General features: G+C 52.0%; 8 protein-coding genes. 1 reads left to right on the forward strand and 7 read right to left on the reverse strand.

What is annotated here, in order from left to right:
- Positions 1 to 294, forward strand: a 294-nt coding sequence (locus C4S71_RS21920; RefSeq protein WP_160113427.1) for an ATP-binding protein, incomplete at its 5' end; no start/stop codon positions are given.
- Positions 295 to 323: 29 nt separating this feature from the next.
- Here the strand turns inward: C4S71_RS21920 and C4S71_RS21925 are convergent.
- The 7 genes from C4S71_RS21925 to C4S71_RS21955 all read right to left on the reverse strand — a co-directional run.
- On the reverse strand, positions 324 to 3,572 hold the full coding sequence (locus C4S71_RS21925) for a DEAD/DEAH box helicase family protein (RefSeq protein WP_200825351.1): 3,249 nt from the start codon (positions 3,570 to 3,572) through the stop codon (positions 324 to 326).
- Between the two features lie 239 nt (positions 3,573 to 3,811).
- Positions 3,812 to 6,631, reverse strand: a complete 2,820-nt coding sequence (locus tag C4S71_RS21930; protein ID WP_146064644.1) for a hypothetical protein — start codon at positions 6,629 to 6,631, stop codon at positions 3,812 to 3,814.
- 41 nt (positions 6,632 to 6,672) lie between these two features.
- Positions 6,673 to 8,406, reverse strand: coding sequence for an HsdM family class I SAM-dependent methyltransferase (locus C4S71_RS21935; protein WP_103970558.1), 1,734 nt, complete (start codon positions 8,404 to 8,406; stop codon positions 6,673 to 6,675).
- Between the two features lie 248 nt (positions 8,407 to 8,654).
- Positions 8,655 to 10,274, reverse strand: a complete 1,620-nt coding sequence (locus C4S71_RS21940) for a DUF2326 domain-containing protein (RefSeq protein WP_103970559.1) — start codon at positions 10,272 to 10,274, stop codon at positions 8,655 to 8,657.
- A complete protein-coding gene (locus C4S71_RS23055; protein WP_103970560.1) occupies positions 10,267 to 10,488 on the reverse strand; it encodes an ABC-three component system middle component 7 in 222 nt (73 codons plus the stop codon). Before C4S71_RS23055 ends, C4S71_RS21940 begins: the two co-directional genes overlap by 8 nt.
- Positions 10,475 to 11,251, reverse strand: coding sequence for an ABC-three component system protein (locus C4S71_RS21950; RefSeq protein ID WP_103970561.1), 777 nt, complete (start codon positions 11,249 to 11,251; stop codon positions 10,475 to 10,477). The genes C4S71_RS23055 and C4S71_RS21950 overlap by 14 nt, the downstream gene beginning before the upstream one ends.
- A gap of 337 nt (positions 11,252 to 11,588) precedes the next feature.
- A partial coding sequence (locus C4S71_RS21955; protein ID WP_304481824.1) for a group II intron maturase-specific domain-containing protein occupies positions 11,589 to 11,860 on the reverse strand: 272 nt, incomplete at its 5' end.

Raw genomic sequence — 11,860 nt, forward strand, 5'->3', positions numbered from 1 at the left:
ATCGACGAGCTGGGCTACCTACCGCTGGAGCCGGGTGCGGCCAACCTGTTCTTCCAACTGGTCACCCGGCGCTACGAACGCGGCAGCCTGTTGGTCACCAGCAACCGGGCGGTCAGCGAGTGGGGCGAGGTGTTCGGTGATGCCGTGGTGGCCACCGCCATCCTCGACCGACTGCTGCATCACAGTCACGTCATCACCATCCGCGGTGACAGTTACCGACTGCGAGCCAAGCGCAAGGCCGGGCTGATCAAGCCCGATTCCATTCATCATCACGAGCAGGTCGTCAGAGGGTAAGGGGGTCAGATTTCACTGTCGCCAGGGGGTCACTTTCTGATGTCGCTTGACAACTCGTCGACATCCACGCCGTGAGAGATGGCCGAGGTAGCGATGACGGAGCGTAATTGCTCTCGGATCGGCGGTAGAATCGTACCAGGTGCCATGCGTTGTTGGGCAGTTTCCACCACGGCCTGAATCTCGCCTTGATCGACAGAACCAGTGATAAGGCGCGTGTCTAACCCCTCAAGATCAATGCCTTCGTTAAGGTGACGCTTGCGCGTTTCCTCTGCCTCAGCGGACATGATTTGGTCTCCACCCTTCTTGTTGGTGACGTAAGTTAGCGCGATGCGGTGCAAGTCAACGAGTGTCACCAATTCAGAGGCATTTGCAGCAAGCAGTGCCTGCCTATGCAGCGCTTTCAACGGCCCTGCTGAGACATGGTCGGCCAATTGCTGCCGTACCGCGTCGAACTGTTTGGCGTCATCGCTTACGAGTCCGTCAAACAACCTCGTGATGATGAAATGGAACCCAGATAGGACCGCCACGCTGGTGGAGGTATGGGGCTTGCCGTTGGTCATGAACGCCGTGTACACACGAGCTTGCTGGCTGGCCACCTCAATGTTGGCATTGGCTCGGCGAGCAACTTCTTCAGATGCAGCCTCGGCAGGCTTGGCGTAGAAAGACTCGTACAATGAAGGCCCCGGCTCGGGAAACTGCGTCGCTGGAACCGAGCGCTGGTACAGGTGCTCTAGCTGTCGCTCGGGGTCGGAGACCGTCGCAGACGCAGCGATGATTTTGGGTCGCCGGCGCCGTCCATGTGGATCAACTGCGATGAGTTCATTCAGGGGCTTGGCCAAGTGTGCGAAGACAGCGTCCAGCGTCGATTCGAACAGGCCAGCGAAGGTTCCCAATGACTCGTCAAGCAAGTGCGCCTCGTCCTGTATAATGAGGCTGGGAAAGGGATCGTGAAAGATACGCTGCCCCGACTTGTAAGCTGGGTACACCCCCACCATGCCCTTACCTCCTGGCCCCGCGGCAATTTCATGTTTGTCAGGGATGTAGAGCCGTCCGTTGGCAGGCTTTACCCATGGAGCAGCCCCGAACATACCGTAAATGCGTCGGATGGTCCGACTGGAGTGCCCAATAAGCGCCAGCTTGTCGACTGTGCCGAGCAGTACGGATGGCGCCAAGTCATATATATCATCGTCGACGATGTAGAAGGGCAGCGGCTTCCATTGCCCACGGTTGGAATCACACTGGATGTTGGTACAGACGTGCCCAAGTATTTGGTCGCCGTGCTCGATGAACAGCCGCAGTGCTGTGTCGCCACCACAAAACGGGCAAGTGGGCAACTTTCGCCAGGCGCGTATCGCAGCCGAGTACTTAGCGTCATCCTCCCGCAGCGCCTTCTCATCTGCCAGCCAGGGCGGAGCTGTGGAGACCTGTGGAATGCTCTTGATTCCTTTAGTGGTGTGACGGTTTGGTGAGCCGCCGCTGCCTACCCAAAAACCGATGGACAAAACGTTGCCTGCGTACCCATGTCGTTGGCGCACACGTTCGGCATGCGCAAGCACGCGTGCGCAACGCTGGGCCTGCTGAATGGTGAGCAGGCGAAGCGGATAGCGAATTAGCGCCGTTACCCCTCGATGCTTACCGCGCAGGCGGTCGAGTATCAGATTGAAAACAAGTAGCCCAAAAAAGGCTTCGGACTTGCCACCGCCGGTAGCGAAGTACAGAAGGGTTACCGCATCGTCGCGGCGCTCGTCATAGTAGTGGCTGAAATTAGGTATTCGTGAGGCCAGCGCTGGGATGTTGGCAATGATGAAAGCCATCTGGAATAGGCGCCACTCATTGTTGTCGTGTCCGAAACGCGCCTTCATGAAGTCCGCCATCGCTTCGTTCATGGCGAGCCAGGTTTCGTAGACTACAGCCTTCGGGTCGGACTGCGGACCACGTTGCTGCCAGGCCGCTTTAGACTCCTGCAGGCACTCCAGCCCGGCCGAAACCGAATTTATCTCCGCTTTCCACTTATTGAGATCCTGGTGGAACCCCTCGGTTTCGCGCGCTATGCCTTCATTATCAAATGGGTCAAGCCCCTCCGCCGGATTGACCTGCCCAGGCAGAGTATCCAACCATGCCTGCATGGCAGGCACTAGTGGCAAGAGGCCTTCCAAGCTCTTAGGGTGTGCGAGCTGCCGCACTTGCCGTTGCACCCCGCTTGTGCTGGACGGAACTATGCGTGGCTGGGTGTAACGTGGCGTCCAAGTCGTCTCCAGCACACACAGCTCAAGAGGCGAATCTATGCGAGCGACACCGCAGTTGTGACCCATTGCCGGATAGGTCAGGTATTTGTTGTATCGGTATGAAGGCTCAATGCGTTCGAGCTTCAGTGGATGATGAAGCGTCGCAGGCAACTGCACTTCCAACGAGACAAGGAAAACGGCTTCTTCCGTTTCATCTTCATGCTGGCGGGGCACCGGGGTGACGTTTTCTAGTGCAAAGAAAAGATTGCGCTTTGAGCTGTCCTGCCAGTCGGCATCTATCTGAACATCCCAATTAAGTTGAGTGTTAGGGATTGCAATTGGTGTATCAGAATTCCGTACTCTGTCGAGAAAGTCCGTCCACTTTGTGTACAGGCTGGCCGGAATAGTGAGTTGGCGGCGATATCCCCAAGCCTTACCACCCGTCTCGGGGTTATCGCTGTGCACCCACTCGTCAAGTCGTCTGGCGATTGCCTCGTTCATGCGCACAGCGTGGTCGTCAATGTCGTGCTGGAGTTGATCACTGGGCTTGGCAGCATCTAGTTCGAGAGCTGGCAACTCGACCTCCAACCGCATCCATTTATGGGGAATTGTCAGCGGTTCGAAGTGCTCGTCCTTAATCGGGAGCGATCCAGCCGCGGAAACGGGAACCGCCTCTTGCGTCGTCTCGCCTGCCGTGTCCCTTTCGGTTTGCTCTTCTACATCAATTTCCATAGTTTCTTGCGGCAAGTCGGAAGTCAGCAGATGTCGTGGGATGCCCTTAGCGGCATACACCTCGTCGACGACCCTCTTACGAATCTCGGCCCATCCAGGATGCTTCCACCTGGAAGTATATGAGCCCCTGACCTTCTCCCACTCTTTGTCGAGGCAATTGTCACGCTCAGCCATGAGCTCATCGCGCACGGCTTGCCGCAGCATGAAGACAGGCCGGCAGTTGGGACGCTTGAGGTCTTCTTCTCGGGGGAGGACGCGCACGTAAAGCGAAACACGAGGCTGAATCGTCACCACCGACGGTGACTCTACGTTGAGCTGCATCTGCAATCCATGCGACGATACCCAAATGGGCGAGGTCACCTCGTCGTCGCCAGACGGACTACGCTGCGGTAGTAGAAAACCGGAGTTTAGTAGTGTCCGTGGGCGGGCTCCGAACAAGTACTGCCCCGTCGGACCCTGGCCGCTCAGTTGTGCGTAAGTCAGATTCAGAACGCTGTCGACCACGGCCTCCTTTAGTGTCGCTGGAATGGCTGCTGGATCAGCGCTAAGGACAGGTTGACTCATGTCTTCGACTCCTTAACAGGGCCAACCAACTCGACGGTAGCCACATCCTCACGGGCTTTGTCAAAGAGTTGCGTCAGCGTCTGCCGTTTGATATTTGAGTTGGCCATGGCCGACTCCGGCTGCAGAAGCATGTACGAATAGATATCTGACACGTGGCGTCCGTCGAGCCGGCGCGAGTTACGCACTGCCATAATGACGCGCTGCCACTGGTATGCAACTTCCAGTGACGAGAAGCCCAGAGCCTCAGCAAAGGCTTTAAATGCTGCCTCGCTTTGTGGGGCCTGTGGGCGGAGCTTTTCAAAAGGAGTGTTTGATGACTCACCCAAGTTGATCCAGTGGCGTATTGCCTGCTCTGTGGGGAGGCTCTCCTCTAGCCTGGGATCAATTGTGAGCATCTCCTTGCGCAACGCCCTCGCCTTCTCGGAAAGTGTTCTGCCCGGGAACCATTCGGCCAAACGCTTTTGGACCTGCTCGTGGTAGCTGCGCAACGCTGCTTCAAACGTCTTGTCTGATTGGATGAACACGCCAGCATCGCTCAGGGCTTGTTCGACCATCTCGCGTAGTTCACCCGACATGACAAAGAGCTTGTCACCTACTTCCAACGACTTAACTTGACAGATCCTGAAGCCTCGCTCAGACGAGTACTCCGATGCAGGGTCGTAGACATAAACCTCAGAACTGTCGCGACGATACTGGGTAACTCCGTTGTCGAGACGGATGGCCCACGAGTCGAGGTCTATACCTTTGCTGCATGAGGATGCGTCCGAGGACAACTCGACGCGAAACGTAGGCAAAACGTAATCACCGGTAGACAGGACCGATGAATCGTCGGGAAGGTCCTTAAGCTGACGAAGAAGGGACTCAATCCGCGGCTTGAAAGATTTAAACTCTAGGAAGTTCTCGACGATGGGCTTAAGAGATGCACGCAGGAATTGCCCCGCACGCTGAGTGAGCAAGACCACCGAATGAGCCGGCACACGGTCATCCGTGAGAAGCAGCCGCAGGCAGTTTTCGTTGAGGCCCGCAAAGACAAGAGTCGAACCTTCAAGCCCACTCAGGTGTTCCTCGAGATGGGAAGCTGTAATGAGATAGATACGATCGCTAAAAGTATTGAAAGTTGTGCCTGCAGGATATTGGTCGTACTCAGCCAAGAAACGCTCGGCCAGGCGCCGATACAACGCGCTTGTAAACACCACGGCAACCGCTCGCCTTTTACCCGTCACAACGTTTGCTACGAGTTCGGTCAGCTTGTGGGCAAAAGGTGTTGCCTCATAGTAGTTCTCAAATAGTCGAGAGCCCTTTTCGACGCACTCCATCAAGGCGGGACGGTTTTCGCCAACGCCCACGCAGCGGTCAAACTCGTAAATGGCGCCAATGTATGTAGGCCAGTCAAACGCCACACGCGTGCGTTCTGCCACATCTGCCCCTGCTAAATACTCGGACAGGTGCCGTACGCCACACGGCAGAACTGCTATGCGCGACAAGTAGGATGCCGCATCCGCCAGGGGCTTGGCCGCTTCCCGGCCCCCAGGAGTTACGTTGGCGATTCGCATCAGCCCATTAGCAACTTTGGTGATATCAGCATCCACAATGTAGACATTGAATTCCCGGGGCATTGGGTGCAGCACTTCCCGCGTTCCTGCTGACAGCAACCCTTCTGACGCCACAGTGTTCGGGAAGCCGCAAATCTTGAATTCATGTGGGGTTCGCCAACGCCGATCTGGCTCACGCTTATCGTTGCGTTTCCAGAGCTCGCTCTTTAGCTTGTACGCGGCATGTGGCTCATCGGTGACGATGACAACTCCGGGTGGCTTTGCATGAAAAACTTCTTCTAGCATCATGCAAAAGCGCGCAATCCGTCCCCGCCAACTAGGGGCCTCGAAACGCACAGTCCGTGTGACGGGGACCAACACCACTTCGGGTGGCGTGGTCTTGGCAAGCGCTCGCGCTGCCCGGCGCAGCTCTTCTTCCGACATCCGTCCATCGAGTGCGAAAAGAGCATCAGGGGCCGTCAAGGGATCACCGATATTGACACAATGTAGCTCTTTCAAGGATTTGGCATGTGTTCGCTTTACCAGCTTGGCACGGATAAGAGCGAGCAGCCGATCCGAGCATGACTTCCATTCAGTGAAGTCCGGCGTAGCTAGGAAATGTGGCAGCAACTCGCCGATGGTCGGGTGAAACGACTCGCCTTCGAGTGTAGGCAGGCTGCATTCACTGAGTGAGTAAAGGAAAGCGTCCTTTTCGGGCATAGAACGCTTGACCCGGTTGTTCGAGTAAGACTGCACCTCAGCCAACTCGTTCGCAATACGTAATACTTCGGCCCGATCGAAATGAATGTGGTTCAGCAGATTGAACACATTAGTTTTGATAGGAAATAGTAGTCCTCGAACACCCTGCTTGTCCCCTTCGTGCCACCGCACCAACGTGGCCAGCGCGTGCACGAGAGTTAGCGTCTTGAGGGTGGCCGGCCACACAAGCGCAATGTGGCGCGTTCGGTGTTCAGCCGCGTGTAAATACAAGTCGGCCAATCCCACTAACACACTGGACGGGACACTGGGTTCCACTTCGTCGTCGCGAAATAGGTCAATCAACGAATTCTTTACGCGAGAGATAACAGCGGGCTGTGGTGGCAACTTCTTCTTTTCAGGAGACTGCTTGGGCGACTCTGGTGCGCGAGTTAGCTCAGACCGCACCGGCGGTGGTTTACGATTGACAAACCGAGCCACTAGCTTTCGTCGATTTTGCTCTGCTTCTCGTCGTTTTTTCTCTGCCTCCCGCAGCTCCTTGAACTTATTTTTATTACCAAATGTCATGACTCGCCTCGATTCATGGGATGGCAAAATAACAAGCGTCGCTAATCGTATAAAGCTCGCCGTGCAGCCTCGGCAATGTCGTGGCCCTGTGCTAGGTATTTCTTTAGCCGATCTGGATCTGGCAAACGCAGCTGCTTTAGCTCAAAAGCTGAGACATTGGTTGCGCCTGATATACATCGGAAGTAACGATCAACGGTTGGAGTCCCCAGCAATTTAGCCAATTGCGCCGGCGGAAGCACTGGCTCTGGTACAACTTGCTCAAGGATGACTGTATGGTTCTCACCGACGAATCCGCCGTAGCTATCAAAGATATTTTCTGGAACAGCTGCTGCAATCAGCCGCCTCGGTTGGTCATTCGACGTTACACGCTGTAGTAACACACTTGGACACCGAACTACTGACCGGTGCAATTTAGAGCCAAAGTCCACGAAACGAGGCTCCTTATTAACGCACGTCAGACCGTCAAATCGTAAACTTCCGTCAGCGGCAATATCGCTGGACCACAGCAGAGGAATCGCCGTACCTCCTTTTGCTCTAGCGGCACTTTTGGCCGATGGGTAAGTAGGGCGCGTGTCACGATTCCATACAAAGGCTCCAATTCGAACTGCGTAGCCGTAATCTTCAAGAAAAATCTTTGACTTCGACGTTCTACGCAACAACAGAACATCGCTTTCTGTACGCGGAATAGGCCAAACTAAGCCCGAGTTCGGCAACGAACACTGGCCAACGTCTTTATAGCTACCATCTCTGGAAACTACACTCACCTCAGCAACCGTCAAGTGCATGTGCCTGTTGTCTTCACGTCTTGCAAGAGTCAGCGCTGTCTCCTGCTCAACGTCAATGAAGACACCTTGACGATCACTTACCATGCCAATGCTCAGCACTCGTGCTTGGGTCATAAGGTAGGTTCGTAGCTTGGAAAAATACCGCCCCGACAAATAACTTGTAGGTGTCACTAGTGCGCAAGTCCCTCCAGGTGCAAGCAACTTTACGCAAAGGGCAATGAAAAGCGCATAGAGATTCGGCTGCGCTTCGATGATGTCGGAAAACTCATCAAAGTATTCCCTCACCTCATCTGCCGACATCTTGCGAAACGGCGGGTTACAAACGACAACATCTAGTTTACCTGCTAGGTTTGGCATCTGCTGAAGTGAATCATCCCACAACACTTGGAATTGCGGCACCATCTCAGCGTCCACGACCTCGTTGTGCAGTGCCATCAGCAGAAAGTGTTGAGATAGCTTACACAGAGTTTCATTCTTGTCGATACCGAATAGATGCGCTTGCACGTGCTGGAGCACCTGCTCCGGCGTTGCACCCTTGGAGTGCAACGCATCTCGCATTCGCATAGCTATGGGTGTTAGAAAGGCTGCACCACCGCACGCCGGATCACAGAAACTGCGATTGACGAAGTCGACCCCGCTGTTCTCCAAATCATCCAACAGCCGCTTAGTCAGTGATGGTGGAGTGAAGAACATGGCTAGTTTCTTGCGATTTTTTTCTCCAATTAGTTGTGCATATAAAGAGGAAAACCAGTATGTTGCCTCCTGCAGCTCGTTAACCATAACAAAGTCAACAAAGGCAACCACTGCCGGATCATGCTGCAGTGTAACAGACACTGGCAAATCAGATTGCGGCAGTCCAGGAAAGGATTTCGAGCACCAACCGGCCAATGCTGTACCGATAACAGTTTCAGGGGTAATTTGACGATCTTGTGCGATCTTACACAGGGAGTGCGCAAGTCGCTGAAAACTAGTTTTTTTAAGTAAAGCCATAATCAGTGCATCGTAGTCAACGCTCGCGCAAATTGCCTAGCGGAGCCATAGAAAACTAGGGTAATGTATTTTCAAGCTAGATCGTCATCGTATAGATACTGTGCATGTAGACGTCACCTGTGTCGTCTTAGAAGGAGCACCGGATCCGGCCGCAACCGTGAAGAGGAGCTTAATCTTTTTTTAATCGCCGGATACGTTATTTTAGCTCGGTACGATACCAACCCGTGTAGCCTTCGATGTTACGTTTATCACCCCTTGTCTCTCCAGTCCTTTATGTAGAGAAGCTGATCACGGTGCAGTTGCACAACCTTATGGGCCTGGAGAGTTAGCTGCGTCTTTTGGCTAAATTTTTTCGCTTCATCAAATGCAAGGAATATCTGCTTTTTCTTAACTGACTTCAGTATTCGGATAATGTTTTCAGTGGCAGCTAATTCGATATTTTTATAAATAGTTGAATCATGGATTACAAAAGGTAGGCGAGTGAGTGAAAGCATCGCAAGGTCGAAACCTACAAGACCTGCATAGGACTTTCCCGTCCCAGTATCTAGCGGAGATGTAAAACTGTAAGAATTTGCGTTTTTTATCCTAAGCTGGGATGGATTTCGATCCGGACCATATACTACTTTGTTGAAACTCTTTAGCTTTTGGTTAACCGATGCTTCGATGTCTAAAAATATCTGATCATAAATGGCATCAAGACGACTCTTGGAAGCCACCTCGCTTTCTACGATGGAAACCTTTTGTTCATAAAAACGATTCTCCTCCATGGCCTTGTCAGTCACCTCCTTGATCTCAAAGACCTTAGAGAACAGATCTGATGGTGTCCCCTTAGCTGTTAGGGCTAGCTTTATCTGTTGGTCATAAGAGTTTATGCTGTCATTAAGATCAGACTCAATCGCGACTAGGTTTTTTAGTTCGGCTTTGAGCTCTTTCGTCACCAGTTTTCCGATCTTCTCATGAAATGCTTCGACCTGCTTCAGTCTCTCAAGATTTGCTGAAGGGAAGAACTCAGCTACGAGCTCAATATTCTCAGTGAGTCGAGGCGACACACCTGATATATCTTGCTGAAGTTTTTCTCGCCTCGCCGAGGCTAGATTTTTCTTATGAATTAGTTCATTCTTGCTTTTTTGTATTTCCCGTAAACGTTCATCAAACAAAGCTTCATATGCCGTAAGAGCTCCTGCAAAATTCTCTTTAAGATCGGCAATTACCTGTGAGTTTTGCGCAATAACTTTCTGGTTCGATTTGTATTTCGTCTTCGTAATCTTTGGGATGATCTCCGCAGTCATTGATTTTTTTATCAGACTTTTCTTGTCCTTTAAGGACTGAAGCACTTCGCGCTCGACAGAAACATCTTGGGCACGTTCAAAAAGGTCGACAAGCCTGGCTATCGCGCTGCTAAGCTTTTCTTTCGATGCGCCAGCTAATGGGAAATCAGGATCGTCTTCACCCTTATTCCAAATTCTAGAGAATGGGCTCACCAAGGAGCGAAAATTACTTTCAAGTATATCTAATTCATAATTAGACTTAAGATTTTCCTTGTATGCATCTAGCGTTATCTCGTCGACCTTGACGTGGTTGGCATTACAAATTTCAACGGTATCGGGGTACTCCGTCGATCTCTTGACGAACAGAGGTTTTCCAGAGAATTCGAATTTAATTTCGTATGTGTGATGACCTAAGGTTTTTATTACGCCGGCTTTATCAAGTAATAAACTGCTTCCACCCATGGCAAAATCGACAACTAGAAGCGCCGAAGATTTTCCAATGGAGTTTTTAGCCTCGTCATCACCAAGCACTACATTGAGACCGGCCACAAAGTCGATTTGTTGCTGGTTGAACAAGTCACACTTGATTTGTTTAAGCATATTCAATTACCCCGGAACTTTCTTGTACATCTAGATATCCGAGGAAAAATAATACATCCAAAGCTGAAAGAAACTCTGACGCATCTTGGAAGTCGGACTTTGTTCGGGATAGGGCTTCAGCCACAGTTTCGCCAGCCTGTTTTCCGGTGAGAATGACCAGCATCTTAAAAACTGTTGACTCTTCAAGTGTTGTGAACTTGCTAGGGACTAGCATCAAACACCTCGCAATTCTGTACGAAGAAAGACGTCAAGATTCTTGAAGCATCGATAGACTTTCCTGTTTTTGCACTTATCCATTGAGCAATATATTGATATACTAGATCTTTATTATCTGGGTTCTGTCTGTGCATTTCCCAAAAGTATGTATTGACTTGATTCTGCAGCATTTTTACAGATGCTTGGTCACGCTTCTCCAATAGACGCATTTCATCGCGTATGGACACAAAGTAGTCAACAACATCATTGCGGATGTTTCGCTTTAGGAAAGTACTTGCCCCAGTTTTTAACTTATCACTGAGGGTTTTTGCGTCAAACTCAAGGCCGAACGTTCCCGCACCGTCAATATGCATACTTGTGATGAGCTCTAATATTTCCTTGACCTCATCCCTGAGAGTATGCTCTGCTATTGCTTTTCTCGCATTTGCATCTCTAATGAACCTATCCTTGATGGCACGTATCCGGATGTACTCTTCAATTTTGAAGTCTTTATCAAACCTCCTGTGGCAGGTAGGACAAAGGCATATTACGTTATCTAAGCCATTTCTGTCGTCTGGAATAGGATAGCCAATCAAAGCCTGAGCTTGAACTGGCGTGGGGTTAAGAGGATAAATATGGGCGACTTCATATCCTTTAGAAGGATTCTTAGATCCAGCTTTCTTGAAGATGATGGGTTGAGTACAAAGAGGGCATGCCCCTCCTGTCTCACCGTATAAGATGCTATGTTCCTCGGGATGATACGGTACCCGTGCATTCGCCATAGTCAACCTTGCAAGCTTTAGTTATCTGGGTGCCACTCATTGTCGAGCAGAACTCTACATGACTCATAGCTGAGTGGTTGAAGGGGGCTACCGTGCACGTAGGACGATGGGCAGCACCCCCTTGATCTTGTTAGAAGTCAAAGCACACTACCGCCCGGGGATGACATCCTTTCCCTGCGACAGCCCTGTCTGCGTTGTACTACCTGTTCTATCGGCAGTCGTCTCGGCGACCTTAACCTGAGTAAACAAAACCCTGTAACGGAATGATCGGGTAGGGGCCGGGGTCACCCCCGGCGCCCTCCCACACCACCGTACGTACCGTTCGGTATACGGCGGTTCATGAAGAACGGCTAAGCCCTCTTACCGTATCGAGTACCGAGATCAGGCCCAGTCCATCAAACCACTTCCTTGGCAGGGCCTGATTCATGTGCGAGGCCCCGGCGTTCCACCAGGCGCCTCGCCCATTTCCCGCTGACTTCCACGCCCGATAGTCGTCCAGCCCCAGCGCCAAGAGCTTACGACGCCGGGTCCGCGGGCGCTTCCACTGCCGCCAGATCACGCAGCGCAGTCGGCGACGTATCCAACCATCCAGCGCTTCCAGTGGACGCT

The organism is Billgrantia desiderata (genome assembly GCF_900108215.1).
Lineage (GTDB): Bacteria > Pseudomonadota > Gammaproteobacteria > Pseudomonadales > Halomonadaceae > Halomonas > Halomonas desiderata.

Excerpts from the sequence above, each read along its gene's own strand:
- C4S71_RS21930 (WP_146064644.1), bottom strand. The coding sequence starts at position 6,631 with ATGACATTTGGTAATAAAAATAAGTTCAAGGAGCTGCGGGAGGCAGAG.
- C4S71_RS21935 (WP_103970558.1), bottom strand. The coding sequence starts at position 8,406 with ATGGCTTTACTTAAAAAAACTAGTTTTCAGCGACTTGCGCACTCCCTG.
- C4S71_RS23055 (WP_103970560.1), bottom strand. The coding sequence starts at position 10,488 with ATGCTAGTCCCTAGCAAGTTCACAACACTTGAAGAGTCAACAGTTTTT.
- C4S71_RS21925 (WP_200825351.1), bottom strand. The coding sequence starts at position 3,572 with ATGCAGCTCAACGTAGAGTCACCGTCGGTGGTGACGATTCAGCCTCGT.
- C4S71_RS21950 (WP_103970561.1), bottom strand. The coding sequence starts at position 11,251 with ATGGCGAATGCACGGGTACCGTATCATCCCGAGGAACATAGCATCTTA.
- C4S71_RS21940 (WP_103970559.1), bottom strand. The coding sequence starts at position 10,274 with ATGCTTAAACAAATCAAGTGTGACTTGTTCAACCAGCAACAAATCGAC.